This window comes from Bradyrhizobium sp. YCK136 (genome assembly GCF_044570075.1).
In the GTDB taxonomy this organism is placed as follows: domain Bacteria; phylum Pseudomonadota; class Alphaproteobacteria; order Rhizobiales; family Xanthobacteraceae; genus Bradyrhizobium; species Bradyrhizobium diazoefficiens.
In genome coordinates, this window is the sequence record NZ_CP172424.1 from 6,707,188 (window position 1) to 6,723,915 (window position 16,728).

The window sequence follows — 16,728 nt, forward strand, 5'->3', positions numbered from 1 at the left end:
ATCTGATTTGCCTCTTGCTCATAATATTCGATTGCGGTTGCTTGAATCAGAAGACTGCTTCCTGCGCGATACTCAACTTCATACGAAGCGGGAATGCCTCGGCCTCGCTGACCGATCTTCCTAATCACTCGATATGAGCGCCCCCACAAAGGATGGTGGGGGTCCCGAACCTCGACCACCTCCGGAAATGATTCGTCAGACTCACTATCAGGGACATTCCTCAATCCCCTCGTTTGAAGGGCTGAACTGGAAGCGAGTGGGCGAACGGATTGTCGCGACGCCAGCTGCGGCGAACTGACTCAGACCCGACAACCTGTTTCGCGCGGGGCTTTGGGATGATAGCTTGCGGATGTGCCGCCGTCCCCCATTGATCCCGCCCGTCTTGCAGCGCTGCCCGCCGATTTGCGCGCGCTCTTCCGCGCGCAGGAAGCGATGATTGAAGCCGAGCGTCGTCGCGCAGACGATGAATGCTCGGCGCGCCTTCATGTCGAGAGTGAACTGGCTGCGTCCAAAGAGAGCGTCGAACGCCTCGAACTGCTCGTGAAGGAGTACGAGCGCGCACGTTTCGGTAAACGCTCGGAGAAGTTCAATCCCGATCAGATGCAACTGGTTCTCGAGGACATCGAGATTGCCATCGCCGAAGTCCAGGAACGCCAGGACGATCGTGCGCGCCGCGCCGGCACGGCGCCGTCCAGCCGCCGGACCAGGCGCGCTGCCCGTGCCTTTCCCGCGCACCTGCCGCGCATCGAGCAGGTGATCGAACCCGAGAACCTCGAGTGTCCCTGCGGCTGCGGCCGGATGGTCCAGATCGGCGAGGATCGCTCCCGCCGTCTCGATGTCATGGCCGCCCAGTATCGTGTGATCGAGACGGTGCGACCGCGCTACGCCTGCGCAAAGGGCTGCACCGGTGTTGCTCAGGCGCCGGCGCCCGCCCATCTCGTGGAGGGTGGCATCCCCACCGAGGCGCTGCTGGCGCAGGTGGCGGTCGCCAAGTTCAGCGAGCACATGCCACTCTATCGTCAGTCGCAGGTTCTGGCTCGGCATGGCATCTTCATCGATCGCGCCGTTCTGGCAGACTGGATGGGAACGGTCGCCTTCCACCTCGCGCCGCTGGTCGAGCGCATGAGCGTCGTGATGAAGCAATCGGGCCGCTTGTTCATAGACGAGACCAGGGCGCCTGTGCTCGATCCGGGCCGGGGCCGAACGAAGACCGGCTATCTGTGGGCTGTCCTGCGCGACGATCGCGGCCACGGCGGCGCTGATCCACCAATCGTGGTCTACCACTACGCGCCAGGACGCGGTGGTGACCATGCTGAGCGCATCCTCGAGGGCTTCGACGGCATCCTTCAGGTCGACGGATACCAGGGCTATCATCGGCTCGCACGGCCCAAGCGCAAAGGCGGCGTGCCGCTGCGGCTGGCCGCATGTTGGTCCCACTCAAGGCGCAAGATCATCGCAGCGACTCCGAAAGCCGGCTCACCCATCGCCGAAGCCGTTCTCGCGCGCATCGCCGCACTCTATGCGATCGAGAAGGAGATCCGTGGCGCCGACGCCCCGGCTCGGCAAACGACCCGTAACGAGCGATCACGGCCGCTCGTCGCTGAACTCGAGAGGTTTCTGCGCGAGCAAGCCGCTCGCCTGTCGCCGGGCAGCGAGATGGGCAAGGCGATCGCCTATCTCCTGAACCATTGGGATGGCCTCACCTTGTTTCTCGACGATGGTTGCGTTGAGATGGACACCAATCCCGTCGAAAATCAAATCAGGCCGCTGACTCTGACGCGTAAAAATAGTTTATTTGCTGGTCACGACGAAGGTGGTCGTTCATGGGCGCGCATAGCTTCGCTCATCGCCACCTGCAAAATCAACAGCGTGGAGCCCTACGTCTGGATGAAAGCGACGCTCAAAGCGATCGCAACCGGTCACCCGCAGTCCCGGATCGACGAGCTCCTGCCCTGGTCGTTCGGCCGCACCTCGTAATTCTCCGTCGTTGCCGCCTCCATACCCCCCGCCAACGATTTGCAAACACGTTGATCAACAGACTGCAATCCCCACGCCAAACCTTTGCGAATGGGACGCGAACGTCGCTTACAGAACAGCGGCGCATCCCACCGAAACAGGACCAGCCCGGGGATTTGGCGTGCATCCGGATATCTTGTGATGTCGTGATAGCCTTTGACGCCATGGGCGCGACCCAACACGGCGGAGTGTGGGCGCCAACCGTCCCACAGGAACTCGGCGATGGCGATTGCTATTGCCAGACCAATTCCTGGGATCACTCCGAGCACCGCCACGCCGACAAAGCAGACCATCGATAGCCAAAACTCCCACTGCTGAATCCGATAGATTCGCTTGAGGTCGGTGACCTCAAACAAGCCGATCGCAGCGGCGATTACGACGGCCGCCAATGCAGCGGTGGGCAAATGCTGAAGGAGGTTTGGCGCCACCAGTAGAAGGATGGCGATGGCAAGCGCGCCGACGACTGAGGTTAGCTGGGTACGGGCGCCGGCGGCCTCTGCAACGGGAGTGCGCGAAGCGCTGCTGCTGATCGGGAAGCCCTGAAAAAAGCCGGTTGCCAGATTGGCCGCGCCAAGCCCCACCATCTCCTGGTTGGGATCGACATGGGTGCCCAATCGTGCGGCATAGGCGCGCGAAAGCACGCTGGTGTCAGCGAATGATACCAGCGCGATTGCGCAGCCGCCGATCAGTACCGGCACGATATCGCCGTAGGTGATCCAGGGGATCGCGAAACCCGGCAGGCCCTGCGGAAGAGGACCCAAAACCGCCACGCCGTAACGGGTCCCAAGATCAAGCACGCCGACGATAGCGGTCGCCCCGACTACCGCAATCAGAATGCCTGGCAGCCGCTTGCTGTTCCGGAGCAGCAGGATGACCGTCAGCGTGCCGAGCCCGATCCCGAATGCGCCCCAGTTTGTCTTTCCTTCAAGGATTGCATCGGCGATCGCCCATAGGCTTCGTAAAGGTCCTTCGCTCTCGATCGAGAAGCCGAAGAGCTTTGGCAGTTGGCTGATCAAAACGGTCAATGCAATTCCGTTCATATAGCCGTATCGTATCGGCTTGGAGAGCAGCTCGGTGACAAAACCCAAGCGCGCGATGCCGGCCAGAATGCATACCGTCCCCGAAACGATCGCCATCATCGCAGCGAGCGTCGCGGCGCGAAGAGGATCGCCACCAGACAGTGGGACGACAACGCTGAGGATGACGGCTGCCAGCGCCGAGTCAGGGCCCAGCACGAGGATGCGGCTGGGGCCGAACAACGCGTAGACCAACAACGGCACGATCGTTGCGTACAGACCGGAGATGCCAGGCAAGCCCGATGCTGCCGCGTAGGCAATTCCAACCGGGACCAGCATCGTCGCCAGGACGAGTCCGGCGAAGATATCGCGCGGAAGCCACGCCGCCTCATATCGGCGGAGGGTTTCGATTGCCGGCAGCCAATCGATCCAATGCTTCATTGGGGGTCACTTCCAGATCCGGCCAGGCTCGTTGGCAACGCACACATTGGCCGCGATTGGCCCAGCTGGAAGCCAGTCTAGGCTGTTGCGTCTCTCGGCAAGTGGAAAAATGTCACATCCCCGCTCATTCGCTCCAATGTTGCCAGCGGCATGTCCGTTTTGGGGGCATCCGCGACCGTGTCGATCCAGCGGCAAGTCCGACCAATGCCCGTTCTGCCGCTGAAAGCGGAAGTCAATTCAGAGGGGCCATGCTGAGGGCCGCAAAGTGGTCGAGCCTACCCTGGGCGAGTTCTATGCCACGCTGAGCAGCGAGCAGAAGGCGCACTTCAACACGCTGCAACAGGTCGAAGGCCCATGAGGGCGGCGTCGTATTCTCTCGCTGCAATCGCGCAGCGGCCGAACGATGTGGGGTAACGTAATCACCCAGCTTCGAAGTTCCACGAGAACACGCGAGTCCGGGCCGCGGCTCCCTGCGAGACGCCGCGGGATGCAGCCGACAGCCGCGTTCCGACCTCACGCGGCGGGAATCGTCTTCTGCCCAGCCTCATCCGTTTTTGTGATCGCTTGAGACCGCTCCATCTCGTCCGAGCCAGCGGCGTTGCATTGCTGGAAGTAGGAAGACAACTCGAGATCGGCCAGGTGATCCCAGTATTCTGCTTCTGCGAGCAGCTTCCATTTGTTCATGCTGTTGTATGCGGCCTGTTGACGGCACAGCGAACCCATCGCACGCAAGCGTTGCACCTTCTCCACTGCGAACCTCCTTCGCGCGCTTGTTTGTTTACAGGCGCATTTGTGTTGTCACAGCTTTGCAGATTGAATTGACGAGTGATAGTCCGGTGTTTGACGGTCAATCGATGACAGCGCAATCGTCTGACTTTTCGCGAAATAGTCGAGCCGAACGACGCGGGCATTGGCGGCAGCAAGGGGCGCTGGGCAGAATGGCAGCGCGTCCGGCGGCCCCCCAGAGGCCTACGTCGCCGGTGCATTCCATTTCAGGACTGAAATCTTAATTGTGAGCGGCCTTCCCTGGATGATGGTTAACTTGCAATTAGACCGGGCCGGACAAAGTTTGATCCCGAAACTATTTTGGCCCGGCACATTGGACTGCAAGACCGCCTTCCGGCGGTCTTTCCTTTCGCCGCAACGAAACGGGTCCCAGGCTGGACCACGCCGGCTCGGCAAAGGTCGCCAGTCTTGCACGCCGATCACGACAATGGCCCCGACAACAATGGCCTCGACGGATGACACGTCGGGGCCATTCAAGATCATCAGGCGTGGGTACATCCGCCGAGCCTGCTGATCGTTGATGCCACCGATTACCACATCCGATCTGGCACATACTGTGGCGAGGCTGCGGCATCGGGGTGATGACATTCTGCCTGAAAGCTGATGGCTGTCCACCTCATCATTGGTGGTACTCCCAGCTCGCTGACCAACACGAGCTGCAGCTCGATCTCCGCTGCCGTCGCGGCACGCACCTTCCGCTCCGTTATCGCTACCCTGGTGCGCTCAAGCCCCTCCGCAAGAAGTGCACCCACGCTGACCTATATTGAGTTCGTCATACCGCGTCGCTGGCGGACATTTATGCGCGCGCCAAGCAGCTGGGTTTCGGACTCGCGGCCGCAGAAGTCGGGCCACAGCTGAGGCTGCAATATTTTGACCAGCGGATCGGCGAATTTCTCATCATCGGAATGGAGCCGATCAGGACGTGGAAGGGCGCCCCCGTCATCTTGAATGTAGCCAATGGCGGAGCGGGACTCATTCTCATCGGCCAGGATGGCAGCGCCGACGCACAGATCTCCGTGGTATCCCGCTTTGTATTTGTGCGGACCAATGAAGGCGCACCTGCCGAGGAGCAGGAGGCCGTAGCACTAGTCGGTCGCTGAATTTCCTGGTGGGCGCAGCGGCCTCGGCTTGCGGGCACAAAGCTCAGGGGAGTGTCTGCCATGACACAAGCGTCGATCAAAGTCGGCATGATCGCGGAGGAGACCGGAGCACTTTCGTTCATGGGCCGCGCAAACGCCAACGTGGCAAGGATGGTGGTTGACGAGATCAACGCCAATGGCGGCCTGCTGGGGCGGAAGATCGAACTCTACCTCGAGGACGGTGCAACGACCGACGCGGTCGCGGAGGCCAAGGCGGCCAAGCTTGTGTTGCAGGACAAGGTGGATGTGATCTTCGGCGGCATCTACAGCTCCACGCGGCAGGCCATCAAGGGCCCCGCCGTCGTGAAGGGCAGGACGCTCTACATCTACCCCGAGCAATACGAAGGGCAGGAATGCGACCCGCTGATCTTCTGCACCGGCCCGGTGCCGGCGCAGCAGCTCGACCCGCTCATTCCCTGGCTGATGCACAAGACCGGTGCCAGGACATTCTACCTGCCGTCCGCAGACTACATCTGGCCGCACGTGATGAACGAGAGGGTCCGCAGGCTCGTCACCGCCAATGGCGGCAGCATCGTCGGCGAGAAATACCATCCCCTCGATCACATGGAGTACGACGAAACAGTTGCGAGGATCATGTCCAGCGGCGCGGAAGTGGTGTTCAACACCATCGTTCCACCCGGGGTGGTGCCCTTCTTCGCTCAACTCCACAACGCCGGTTTTCAGGACCGCGGCGGGCAGTTGATCTGCACCTATTTCGACGAGAACCTGCTCGGCCTGCTGCCCGCGCCGCATGTGGAAGGCCTCTACGGCTGCCTCGACTTCTACCAGAACGTCAGCGATCCCTTCAGCAAGACGCTGCTCGGCGCGTACGACAAGCGCTATCCCGGCAAGGAGCAGTTCACGGGCGGCAGCGCCTGCTCCGGCCTCTATCGCGGGATCAAGCTCTGGGCGGCGGCCGTGAAAGAGGCCGGCTCGCTGCGCCAGAAGGACGTCATCGCTGCGCCTGATCACGCGGGGATCGCCGAGGGGCCGGGTGGTCCAGCGGAAATGGTTCCCGGCCAGCACCACGTCCGCATGAACATGTATATCGCGCGGGCAAAGAGCGGCCGTTTCGAGATCGTCGAGAGCCTGGGGCCTATCGCGCCGGACGAGGCGATGGTGCCGTCCGTCGCGGAGTTCGGCCGGAGACCAATCGCGTAGTCAGCCCATCAGGCAGGGAGCGTGAGATGAGTGTCCCGTCTCCAGTCAACGAGAGTCTCCTGAGCCAGCGTCTCGCCGCGCTCGGAGCGGCAAGAAGCTGGGCACCGAATGTTCTGCCGGAGCTCGAGCACTTCATCCGGACCGCCGACGACTATGATCTTCTTCGCGTCAACCCCATCCAATACGGCGGCGCCGTCCGCATGTCCGAGGCCGACGCGATCGAGCTGTTCGTGCACGCTGCCAAGGTGGGCCTGTTCGATATGGACTGGCTGCTGATCTGCGCCTATTGCCCGCAGGTCGCTGGCAGCTTCCGCGAGCTCGACCAGGTCCATCCACGCTTTCAGTGCGCGTTCTGCAACGCGATCAATGATGTGGCGCTGGACGACTACATTCAGGTCGCATTTACGGTCTCGAGCGGCGTCCGCGACATCATATTCCGCCATCCCGAAAGGCTGTCTGTCGAGGATTTTTACCTGCGCTACAACTTCTCCAAGGGCTTCATCGCTCCGCACGGAATGACGCATCAGCAGCTCGTTGCCGCGCTCTCACGGGGATTCGCCGATATCGAGGCGCATGAGCACCGCAGCTTCGACTTCGAGGTCACGGCTGGCCGCTTCGAGGTGCTGGATTTGAGCCACAAACTCCTTCTGGTCTTCTTCGCGGACGGGGAGCCGGCAGAGCCGCAAGAGACGCTGGTCCAACTTGAGTCGGGCCGCTTCCATGTACCGGACCGGCCGACGGCACCGAAAGACATGGTCCTCGGCAACGGGCAGTTTTCGTTCCGGCAGACGGCCGATCTCAGCCCAGGCAAGCACACCATCCGGATCGAGAACCGCACCGACGATCGCGGTCGCTTCTGGTTCGTCCAGTATCCCCCAGGTTTCGCGCCCCATCTGGTCGAGTATGAACCGTTTCTTTCCGGCAAGCGGTTGCTGCTCACCCCGAGCTTCCGCGAACTCTACAAGGCGCAGCTGGTGGATGAGGGCGAGAGCATCAAGGTCTCAGACATGACCTTCCTGTTCACCGATCTGAAGAAGTCGACCCCGCTGTACGAAAGCGTCGGTGACGTGAACGCGTATTTTCTGGTTCGCCAACACTTCGAGATCTTGAACAGGATCATCCGGGAACGATCCGGCACCTTATCAAGACGATCGGCGACGCGGTCATGGCCGGGTTCGAGCGTCCGCAGGATGCCGTTTGCGCCGCCATCGAGATGATCGAAGAGCTGTCGCGATTCAACCAAACCGCTTCGCGGCCGCTGGGCCTCAAGGTCGGTGTCCACAGGGGGCGGGCGATTGCGGTGAATCTCAACGACCGGATCGACTATTTCGGACAGGACGTGAATATCGCCGCACGCGTGCAAGGTCTCGCCGATGTCGACGAAGTTTGCATCAGTGCGACCGCGATGGAGGCGCCGGGCGTCGGTGACATCGTCAATTCACGCTCGGTGTCGCGCAACTACGAGAACCTGAAGGGCATCGGTCAAAAGATGGAGGTCCATCGCATGACAATCCCGCCGACGCAGACTTGAACGAGCGCAAGGGCGGCGCGCGGGGCGCCTACACCACCGTCCTGTGCCGCGTAATGCAGGTGCGCAGCACCTCGTCCATCGGCTTGGCCCACCAGTCGTTGGAGAAGATCTCGATCTCGGAATAGCCGGCAAAACCCTGCGCCTCGACCGCTTTGCGCACCGATTTGATGTCGATGACGCCGTCGCCCGTCATGCCGCGGTCGTTGAGGATGTCTCTGGTCGGCACCAGCCAGTCACACACATGGAAGGCAAGCAGGCGATCCCTGCCCGCGCGCGCGATCTGGCTCATCAGCTCCGGGTCCCACCAGATGTGATAGACATCAAGTGCGACGCCGAGCATGCCGGTGCGGCCGGGGTCGAGCCGGTCGCAGATATCGAGCGCCTGTTTTGTGGTGTTCACGCAGGCGCGGTCGGCGGCGTAGGCAGGGTGCAGCGGCTCGATGGCCAGCGGCAGCCTTGCCTGCCTGGCATAGTCGAGCATGTCGGCAAGCGCCTCCTCGACCTGCCCGCGCGCACCCGCGATGTCCTTCGACGGCTCGCTCCCCGGCCGCGAATATTGCGGCAGGCCGCCGACGACGAGGACGATGCACGGCGCGCCCAACGACTTGGCTTCATCGACACAGCGGCGGTTGTCGTCGCGCACTTCGCCCCGGCGCGAGGCATCGGAGGTGAACATGCCGCCACGGCAATAGCCTGACAGCTCGAGGCCGGCATCGCGCACCGCGCGCGCGGCACGGTCGAGACCGACGGATGCGACCTGGTCGCGCCAGGGGTCGATGGCGCGGATGCCGTGCTTCGCACAGGCATCGATGATCGCGACGAGGTCACCCTGCTTGCGGACCGTCGCCGTATTCAGCGACAGCCAGCGGTGGTCGGAAGAGAAATCGCGCATCAGGATTCGATCCCGTGCGAGGCCAGCACCGTCGTCATCCGCCGCGTCGCCAGCTCAGGATTGGCGAGCAGGTCGGCCTGATCGGCCAGCCGGAACAGCTCGGCCAGATGCAGCATCGAGCGCGCGCTCTCCTGCCCGCCCACCATGGTGAAATGATCCTGATGGCCGTTCAGATACGCCATGAACACCACGCCGGTCTTGTAGAAGCGCGTCGGCGCCTTGAAGATGTGGCGCGACAGCGGCACGGTCGGTCCCAGCACGTCGTGGAAGCCGGCCTCGTCGCCGGCAGCGAGCCGCGACAGCGCATAGGACGCCGCTGGTGCGATCGCATCGAAGATGCCGAGCAGCGCGTGCGAAAAACCTTGGCTATCGCCGGCGATCAGCTCCGCGTAGTTGAAGTCGTCGCCGGTGTACATCCTGATGCGCTTGTCGAGGCGACGACGCATGTCGATCTCGCGCTGCTTGTCGAGCAGCGAGACCTTGACGCCGTCGACCTTGGCGGCGTTGGCGTTGATGATGGCCACCGCAACATCCATGGCCTTGTCGAGGTCCTTGGTGCCCCAATATCCCGTCAGCGCCGGATCGAACATGTCGCCGAGCCAGTGGATGATCACGGGCTCGCGGACCTGCGACAGCACGCGGTCATAGACCTTCGCATAGTCGTCGGCATTGCGGCCGAGCTTTGCCAGCGCGCGCGACGCCATCAGGATGATCCGGCCGCCGACCTTCTCGACCGCCGAGATCTGCTCCTCATAGGCCCGGATCACATCGTCGATGGTCCTGGCATCCTCCACCGCGAGATGGTCCGTGCCGGCGCCGGAGAACACCAGCGCGTTGCGACGCTTGGCGGCGGCGACCGAGCGCGTGATCAGCTCCAGCGAGGTCGGCCAGTCCAGCCCCATGCCGCGCTGCGCGGTGTCCATGGCTTCGGCGACGCCGAGACCGAGGTCCCAGACATGCTCGCGGAAGGCGATGGTCTTGTCCCAGTCAACGGACACCGAGAGCCAGGGATCGTTGTCGGCGAAGGGATCGGCGACCGTGTGCACGGCCGAGAACGCGATGCGGTTCAGCGGGCCTTCGAGCCTCGCCGGGAACGTGCGCGAGGCCGCGAGCCGGTAGGTCTCGATCGAGCGGTCGGCTTTCGGCAGCTTGAGCGACAAGGACGACATTGAAGGAGCAGGCTTGGGCAGCACGGGCTTGTTCATGCTTCCCTCCTCAGGCCTTGATCGGGGCGACGTCGATCCAGCGCCGCTCCTTCCAGCTCTTCAGCGCGCATTCGGCGAGCTGCACGCCCTTGGCGCCTTCGAGCAGCGTGAACTTGTAGGGCGCGTCCTCGTAGACATGACGGATGAACATCTCCCACTGTTCCTTGAAACCGTTGTCGTAGGAGACGTTGTCCGGCAGCTTCTGCCAGTCGCCGTAGAAATCATGCAGCCGCTTCTCGTCCGGATTCCACACCGGCCGAGGCGTTGCCTGCCGCGCCTGGATCATGCAGTCGGTGAGCCCCGCGACCGCCGAGCCGTGCGTGCCGTCGACCTGGAAGGTGACGAGGTCGTCGCGGTAGACGCGCGTCACCCAGGACATGTTGATGTGGGCGATGACTCCGCCCTCGAGCTGGAAGGTCGCGTAGGCGGAATCGTCCGCGGTCGCCTTGTACTTCTTGCCCTGCTCGTCAAAACGCTCGGGGATGTCGGTGTTGCCGATGCAGACCACGCTCTGGACGTTGCCAAAGAGGTTGTCGAGCACGTAGCGCCAGTGGCAGACCATGTCGAGGATGATGCCGCCGCCGTCCTCGTCGCGGTAGTTCCAGGACGGCCGCTGCGCCTCCTGCCAGCCGCCCTCGAACACCCAATAGCCGAACTCGCCGCGCACCGAGAGGATGCGGCCGAAGAAGCCGGAGTCGCGCAGGAAGGCGATCTTCTTCAGGCCGGGCAGGAACAGCTTGTCCTGCACGGTGCCGTGCTTGACGCCCTTGGAATTGGCGAGCTTGACGACCTCGAGGGCCTCCTCGAAGTTGGTCGCGATCGGCTTCTCGCAATAGACGTGCTTGCCGGCATTGATGGCCTGGGTCAGCAGGCCCGGCCGCGCCTGCGTGGTCGCGGCGTCGAAGAACATGGTGTCGTTCTTGTCGGCGAGCGCCGCATCGAGGTCGGTGGTCCAGCGCGCGATGTTGAAGCGCTTTGCAAGCGCCTCGACCTTCTCGGCGCTGCGGCCGACCAGGATCGGATCGGGCATGATGCGGTCGCCGTTCTTCAAGCGGACGCCGCCCTGGTCGCGGATCGCGACGATCGAGCGGATCAGATGCTGGTTGAGCCCCATGCGGCCGGTGACGCCGTTCATGATGAGGCCGAGGCGCTGGGTGGTCATGCCAATTGCTCCTGAAGTGATGTTGGCTGTTCGAGCGGGCGGAGCGCCGACCAGTCCGGATGGACCGACGTCGCAAAGCCCGCAGCATGAAGCGATCCCGTCAGGAGATCGCCGTTGTGAATGGAGAGACGGATGCCCTGCCCGGCATCGGCATAGAGATCGGGATGTGCAGCCGCGAAGGCCGCAGCTTCAGCGGCCGGCGTCTCACCGAAGCCGTCGACGTAGTGGTGGCCGTTGCGTTCGGCGTGGGTGACGCCGAGGAAGGCGCCGAGCGCAAGGTCCTGCTGCACGGCAAGGCCGGCCTGGCAAGTGAGGTCCTCGCCGGTGACGAAGAACTTTTCGCCGCCCCCGCTCCATTTTGCCGCGCGCGTGGCGTTGACGATGGACTTGTAGAGCCCCTTGCAGGATTTCGAGGAGATACCGTGATAGCCGAGCGCCCGAGCGGCAGGGAAGGCATCGTAGGAATCATCGGCTTCATCGATGATGAAGCCGCGCGCGGCGAGCGAGCCGAGCGGCGACTGCCGTGTAATGTCACGCGGCATCGGCTGTTCGACATAGAGCAAGCGAGAAGCGATCGGCCGCAAGTCGGAATCATGATCGAGCCGATCCATCAGGGCCTGCAACGCCGCGAGATCGGCGTATTGCTCGTTCGCATCGAGCGTCACCTTGTAGCGGCGCTCAAGTGTATCGAGCTCTTTGCCGATCCGCATCAATCGCGCTGCGTCGGCTGCGGGATCGCCCGACAGCTTCAGCTTGAAGTAACTCGCGCAGGCGTTCTCATGAGCGTCGGCGACGCCGCCCTTGCCCTCCACGGTATCGTCGAGGCCGACGGTATGTCTGATAGCAACGCGCGGCAACGGCTTCCGACTGGACAGAAACGCCGCGATCTCCGCGTCCTTCAGGGCGGGCGATAGTCGCGCATCGATGCCGGCAACGTTGCCGGCCATTCCGTCGAAAAAGCCGGTCTCAACGCCGCGCAGCAGCGCATCGAGGATCGCCTTGTCGATCTCCGCCGGGCCATAAGCCGCCGCAAGCGCCGGAATGTTCTTCTTCGCGCAGGTCGCGATCTGGGCACCAATGCACGCGGCATGGAGATCGAACGCGGTCAGGAACCCGGTCCGCGCCAGATAAAGCCCGCGCGCAATTTCCAGGGATCGTCGCAGACCGTCGACCGTCTGCGCCGGAGAAAACTCCGGCCGCTTGTCGAACCATTTCGGCACCAGCAGCTCGGCGCTGGCGCCGACGGCGCTTCCCCTGCCCTCGACCTCGATCTCGACCCGCACGAACAGCTGCGTCGTCGCGTTGATGGTGATGGCGCCAAAGCGGAACGGCCGCGCGAACTGCACGGGACGTTCGAAGAAGGTGATATCTCGAAGCTTCAGGCGCGGCGCCATGGCTTTAATCCAATGCCCCTTGCGAGAAGAAATGCTTGCGGATGCGCTGCACGAGCTCGGTGAAGACCGGGTCGGCCATCACGTCGAGCGAGCGCGGGCGCGGCAGCGGCACGTCGTAGATCGCGGCGACCGCGCCGGGACGCTCGGTCATGACCAGCACGCGGTCGGCGAGGAACACCGCCTCGGGAATCGAATGCGTGATCAGCAGCACCGTCTTCTTCGTCTCGCGCTGGATTCGCATCAGCTCAACATTCATGCGCTCGCGCGTCAGCGCATCGAGCGCGCCGAACGGCTCGTCCATCAGCATGATCTTGGGATCGTGCACCAGCGCGCGGCAGATCGAGGCCCGCTGCTGCATGCCGCCGGAGAGCTGCCACGGCAGCTTCTTCTCGAAACCTTCGAGCCCGACCAGCTTCAACAGCGCCTTGGCGCGGTCGAGATATTTTTGCCGCGGCAACCGTTTCATGTCGATCGGCAGCATCACGTTGGACAGGATGTTGCGCCAGGGCAGCAGCAGCGCGTTCTGGAACACGATGCCGACATTGCCGTGCGGCTTCGTCACCTTCTCGCCCTCGACCAGGATTTCGCCGGCCGACGGCGGCAACAGTCCCGAGATCAGCTTGAGCAGCGTGGACTTGCCGCAGCCGCTTGGACCGACCACGACGAAGAACTCGCCCTCGTTGATGTGGAAATCGAGCGGCCGCAGCGACGGCACGTCGCCGTCGCGCGTCCGGTAGGTCTTCGACACGCTTGATAGCTTGATGCCCGACGCCTCGCCGGCGGCCCGGTCGCTCACCAGTCTCAGATGCGCGGCCGGCTGCACGGTGTCATTCGGTCTTGTTGCTGGGTTCATCTAACCAGGTCCACTCGACGATATGCCCGTCATTCCGGGGCGCCCAAAGGGCGAACCCGGAATCTCGAGATTCCGGGTCTGGTCCTTCGGACCATCCCGGAATGACGGTGTGTGTCGCTCACAAGCCGCTCTTCGGCAGATAGTCGTTGGTGTAGAAGGCCTTCGGGTTGTCCTTGGCCTTGGCGTCGAGCCCGCCATATTCGACCAGCAGGTTGACGGTCTCGGTCATGTTCTGCTCGGTGACCTGGAACGGCCGCTTGCTCTTGGTCTCCGCGGTCCGGTAGAGCGGAATGGTCAGCTCGAAGCCCTGCGTCAGCGTGTCGATCTTGCCGCCCTTCGGGTTGGCATCGAGGATCGACTGCGCCGCGGCCTTCGGCTCCTTCTCGGCGGCCTCGACCGCCTTGGTCGTCGCCGACATGAAGCGGCGGACGAGATCGGCGTTGGCCTTCACATAATCGGAGTTGGCGATGATGCCTGACGAAACCATGTTGATGCCGTAGTCGGCGAACTTGATCGGATAGACGTCCTTGCCGGTCGCGTCCTTGATCTTCATCGACTGGTCCATGACGTAGCCGAGCAGCAGATTGGCCTGGCCGTTGATGACCGCGTTGAGCTTGGTCTGGCCGTCGCCCGCAACCGTCTGGAAGTCGCTCTCCTTCAGGCCGGTCTTCTTCAGGAACAGCGGCCAGATCTGGGTCATGGAGTCGGCCGGCGTGATCGCCACCGTCTTGCCCTTGATGTCCTCGGGCTTCCTGATGTTCTTGTCGACGAAGCCCATGGCGGACATCGGTGAGGTCTGGAGCAGGACGCCGGTCGCGACCACGGGCGCGCCCTTGATGGCGGCGCGCATCATGGTGGGCACGTCGACATAGCCGAAGTCGGCGGTCTTGGCGGCGACGGCCTGCGTGGTCGCAGCCGAGCCGCGGCCTTCCTGGATCTCGAGGTCGATGCCCTCGGCGGCGTAGATGCCCTTGGCCTTGCCGTAATAGAACGGCGCGTGCTCGCCATAGACGTACCAGTTCAGCATCAGCACGACCTTGTCGGCCGCCTGCGCCGGCATGGCCGCGAACGCCATCAGCGCCACCGATGCAGCCCCAATCCACCGCTTCATCGTCACTCTCCCTTGTCGTTATGTTTTGGCCGTTGGTGGCCGTTGCTTAAGTTAAGAGGCGAAAATCACGTCCTCGCGCTGGCTGACATGCCAGGGAATGACCAGCTTCTCGATCCGGTCCACGATCCAGAACAGCACGACTCCGAGCAGCGCGAGGATCACCAGCGCTGCGAACATCGTCGGCAGGTCGAACGTGCCGATCGAGCGCTGCATGACGTAGCCGATGCCGGAATTGGAGCCGACGAACTCGCCGACGACGGCGCCGACCACGGCGAGCGTCACCGAGACCTTGAGGCCTGAGAAGATCGCCGGCAGCGCATGCGGCAGGTTCACCGCACGGAACACCTGGAAGCGGCTGCCCTGCATCGCGCGGGCGAGATCGACCATGTCAGGATCGACCGATTTGAAGCCCTGCACCGCCGAGACCACCACCGGGAAGAAGCCGAGGAGAAAGGCCGAAATCACCTTCGGAATGATGCCGAAGCCGAACCAGACCACGAACAGCGGCGCGATCGCGATCTTCGGCACGGACTGCGAGAACACCAGCAGCGGATAGACGTAGCTCTCTACCGTCTTCGAGCCCGCGATCAGCATGGCGACGGGAATGCCGAACAGCGCCGACAGCAGGAAGCCGCAGACCGTCGCATAGGTGGTCGGCCAGGACTGGCGCAGCAGTTCCGGCCATTCGGTGCGCAGCACCGCGATGACATCGCCCGGCGACGGGATCTGGTAGGCGGGGATCCTGAACAGCCGGATCGCCAGATCCCAGGCGATCACGATGAAGACCAGGAACAAAAACGGCCGAACCCAGGCCGCATTCAGCATCTTGGACACCGCACTCTGCGGCTTCAATTCAGCCACGTCTCACTCCCGGCATTCTTCTTCGTTCTCGTTCGCACTTGGGAGAAATTAACTCGTTGGATAAATACTGTCCAGACCTTTCCCTGTGACGTTTTGCGCGGGGGTTCCCGGCAAGTTTGACAGCGTTTGGGATTGAAGGTCGCGCCAAATCCCCGATGTCGTCCTGGCGGAAGCCAGGACCCATTACCCCAGGGAGAAGTTTGGCGAAGACTGGTCGTTCGGGATTAGCGCCGCATACAATCGATAGATCACGCGGCATGGGTCCTGGCTTTCGCCAGGACGACGATGGGGAAAGAGTTTGCCTTAAACCGTCTGCACCACCGCGGCACGCTTCTTCGGCGCCTTGACGATCTCCAGCAACTCCGTGGACCGCCCCGTCAGCGCGGCCAGCACGAGGCCGGCCATGTGCGCGAGGCGCTCATCCTTGGCGTCCTTGGCCAGCAGATCGCGGCCGAAGATCACGCTCAGCGTCGCCGAGTTCGAGAGATAGAAGAAGCTGAGGGCCGCGATCGAGATGTAGAGCTGCACCGGATCGACCGCGACCTGGAAGTCGCCGCTCTCGACGCCGCGCCGCACCACGGTGCCGATCATCTCGACGAAGGGCGAGTGCATCGACTTGACCTTGGTCGAGCGCTTCAGGTGCTTGGCGCGTGCGAGGTTCTCGGTCTGGAGCAGCGAGAGGAACTCGGGGTTGCGCAGGAAATAGCCCCAGGTGAACTCGATCAGGCGGCGGATGGCCTCGGGCGGATCGAGATGTTCGAGATCGAGCCCGCGCTCCTCGCTGCGGATCTTGTCATAGGCGCCTTCGAGCACCGCGAGATAGAGCTCGTCCTTGTTGCCGACGTGATAGTACAGCATGCGCTTGTTGGCGCCGGCCTTGGCCGCGATGCGGTCGACGCGCGCCCCGGCAAGCCCATGGGCGGAAAACTCCTGCTTGGCGGCCTCGAGAATGCGCAGCCGCATCCCCTCGGGATCGCGCTGCCATTTCAGAGTTCTCTTTGCCTTTGCCAAACCGGGTGCTCGCTGGGGGCTCTCAAAGTACGCGTGTAACACGCGGGCGGGCGTTTGAGAATGTTTCGTCATTCCGGGGCGCGCCCGCTTGGGCGCGAGCCCGGAATCCATCGTGCAGCAGGGTCAATGGATGAATGGATTCCGGGCTC

14 protein-coding genes and 1 pseudogene are annotated in these 16,728 nt (G+C 63.0%); 5 read left to right on the top strand and 10 right to left on the bottom strand.

Annotated elements, in window-relative coordinates; translation table 11 throughout:
• Window positions 1-432 precede the first annotated feature (432 nt).
• A complete protein-coding gene (gene tnpC / locus ACFLEY_RS32300; protein ID WP_224517700.1) occupies window positions 433-1,977 on the top strand; it encodes an IS66 family transposase in 1,545 nt (514 codons plus the stop codon).
• Here tnpC and ACFLEY_RS32305 read toward each other — a convergent pair.
• Together ACFLEY_RS32305 and ACFLEY_RS32310 are read right to left on the bottom strand one after the other, a co-directional pair.
• Window positions 1,920-3,473, bottom strand: a complete 1,554-nt coding sequence (locus tag ACFLEY_RS32305) for a SulP family inorganic anion transporter (RefSeq protein ID WP_396604297.1) — start codon at window positions 3,471-3,473, stop codon at window positions 1,920-1,922. The two genes, tnpC and ACFLEY_RS32305, sit on opposite strands and share 58 nt — an antisense overlap.
• 513 nt (window positions 3,474-3,986) lie before the next feature.
• On the bottom strand, window positions 3,987-4,223 hold the full coding sequence (locus tag ACFLEY_RS32310; protein ID WP_011085631.1) for a hypothetical protein: 237 nt from the start codon (window positions 4,221-4,223) through the stop codon (window positions 3,987-3,989).
• Window positions 4,224-5,035: 812 nt separating this feature from the next.
• Between ACFLEY_RS32310 and ACFLEY_RS32315 the strand changes: the two are divergent.
• The 4 genes and pseudogenes from ACFLEY_RS32315 to ACFLEY_RS32330 form a co-directional block, all read left to right on the top strand.
• A pseudogene (locus ACFLEY_RS32315) lies at window positions 5,036-5,359 on the top strand (hypothetical protein); the annotation flags it as partial.
• A gap of 60 nt (window positions 5,360-5,419) precedes the next feature.
• Complete coding sequence (locus ACFLEY_RS32320) at window positions 5,420-6,559, top strand: substrate-binding protein (RefSeq protein WP_060911041.1); 1,140 nt, start codon at window positions 5,420-5,422, stop codon at window positions 6,557-6,559.
• 26 nt (window positions 6,560-6,585) lie between these two features.
• Window positions 6,586-7,776 carry a DUF5939 domain-containing protein gene (locus tag ACFLEY_RS32325; protein ID WP_249163298.1) on the top strand — a complete coding sequence of 397 codons (1,191 nt, stop codon included), beginning with the start codon at window positions 6,586-6,588 and terminating at the stop codon, window positions 7,774-7,776.
• On the top strand, window positions 7,725-8,090 hold the full coding sequence (locus ACFLEY_RS32330) for an adenylate/guanylate cyclase domain-containing protein (protein WP_249163297.1): 366 nt from the start codon (window positions 7,725-7,727) through the stop codon (window positions 8,088-8,090). Before ACFLEY_RS32325 ends, ACFLEY_RS32330 begins: the two co-directional genes overlap by 52 nt.
• A 28-nt stretch (window positions 8,091-8,118) precedes the next feature.
• Here the strand turns inward: ACFLEY_RS32330 and ACFLEY_RS32335 are convergent, their stop codons facing one another.
• The 8 genes from ACFLEY_RS32335 to ACFLEY_RS32370 form a co-directional block, all read right to left on the bottom strand.
• Entirely contained in the window at window positions 8,119-8,982 is an 864-nt protein-coding gene (locus tag ACFLEY_RS32335) for a sugar phosphate isomerase/epimerase (RefSeq protein ID WP_060911040.1), read from the bottom strand.
• Window positions 8,982-10,187, bottom strand: coding sequence for a dihydrodipicolinate synthase family protein (locus ACFLEY_RS32340; protein WP_060911039.1), 1,206 nt, complete (start codon window positions 10,185-10,187; stop codon window positions 8,982-8,984). Before ACFLEY_RS32340 ends, ACFLEY_RS32335 begins: the two co-directional genes overlap by 1 nt.
• A 10-nt stretch (window positions 10,188-10,197) precedes the next feature.
• Window positions 10,198-11,349 carry a Gfo/Idh/MocA family protein gene (locus ACFLEY_RS32345; protein ID WP_060911038.1) on the bottom strand — a complete coding sequence of 384 codons (1,152 nt, stop codon included), beginning with the start codon at window positions 11,347-11,349 and terminating at the stop codon, window positions 10,198-10,200.
• On the bottom strand, window positions 11,346-12,743 hold the full coding sequence (locus ACFLEY_RS32350; protein ID WP_060911037.1) for a hypothetical protein: 1,398 nt from the start codon (window positions 12,741-12,743) through the stop codon (window positions 11,346-11,348). The genes ACFLEY_RS32345 and ACFLEY_RS32350 overlap by 4 nt, the downstream gene beginning before the upstream one ends.
• Window positions 12,744-12,747: 4 nt before the next feature.
• Entirely contained in the window at window positions 12,748-13,596 is an 849-nt protein-coding gene (locus ACFLEY_RS32355) for an ABC transporter ATP-binding protein (protein ID WP_060911036.1), read from the bottom strand.
• Window positions 13,597-13,714: 118 nt separating this feature from the next.
• Complete coding sequence (locus ACFLEY_RS32360; protein ID WP_060911035.1) at window positions 13,715-14,707, bottom strand: ABC transporter substrate-binding protein; 993 nt, start codon at window positions 14,705-14,707, stop codon at window positions 13,715-13,717.
• 51 nt (window positions 14,708-14,758) lie between these two features.
• Window positions 14,759-15,568 carry an ABC transporter permease gene (locus ACFLEY_RS32365; protein ID WP_011085620.1) on the bottom strand — a complete coding sequence of 270 codons (810 nt, stop codon included), beginning with the start codon at window positions 15,566-15,568 and terminating at the stop codon, window positions 14,759-14,761.
• 303 nt (window positions 15,569-15,871) lie between these two features.
• A complete protein-coding gene (locus ACFLEY_RS32370; RefSeq protein ID WP_171463747.1) occupies window positions 15,872-16,579 on the bottom strand; it encodes a TetR/AcrR family transcriptional regulator in 708 nt (235 codons plus the stop codon).
• Window positions 16,580-16,728 lie beyond the last annotated feature (149 nt).

Coding starts and splice junctions, on each gene's coding strand:
- ACFLEY_RS32335 (WP_060911040.1), bottom strand. CDS start 8,982: ATGCGCGATTTCTCTTCCGACCACCGCTGGCTGTCGCTGAATACGGCG.
- ACFLEY_RS32330 (WP_249163297.1), top strand. CDS start 7,725: ATGGCCGGGTTCGAGCGTCCGCAGGATGCCGTTTGCGCCGCCATCGAG.
- ACFLEY_RS32340 (WP_060911039.1), bottom strand. CDS start 10,187: ATGAACAAGCCCGTGCTGCCCAAGCCTGCTCCTTCAATGTCGTCCTTG.
- ACFLEY_RS32360 (WP_060911035.1), bottom strand. CDS start 14,707: ATGAAGCGGTGGATTGGGGCTGCATCGGTGGCGCTGATGGCGTTCGCG.
- tnpC (WP_224517700.1), top strand. CDS start 433: ATGATTGAAGCCGAGCGTCGTCGCGCAGACGATGAATGCTCGGCGCGC.
- ACFLEY_RS32355 (WP_060911036.1), bottom strand. CDS start 13,596: ATGAACCCAGCAACAAGACCGAATGACACCGTGCAGCCGGCCGCGCAT.
- ACFLEY_RS32305 (WP_396604297.1), bottom strand. CDS start 3,473: ATGAAGCATTGGATCGATTGGCTGCCGGCAATCGAAACCCTCCGCCGA.
- ACFLEY_RS32320 (WP_060911041.1), top strand. CDS start 5,420: ATGACACAAGCGTCGATCAAAGTCGGCATGATCGCGGAGGAGACCGGA.
- ACFLEY_RS32350 (WP_060911037.1), bottom strand. CDS start 12,743: ATGGCGCCGCGCCTGAAGCTTCGAGATATCACCTTCTTCGAACGTCCC.
- ACFLEY_RS32325 (WP_249163298.1), top strand. CDS start 6,586: ATGAGTGTCCCGTCTCCAGTCAACGAGAGTCTCCTGAGCCAGCGTCTC.
- ACFLEY_RS32345 (WP_060911038.1), bottom strand. CDS start 11,349: ATGACCACCCAGCGCCTCGGCCTCATCATGAACGGCGTCACCGGCCGC.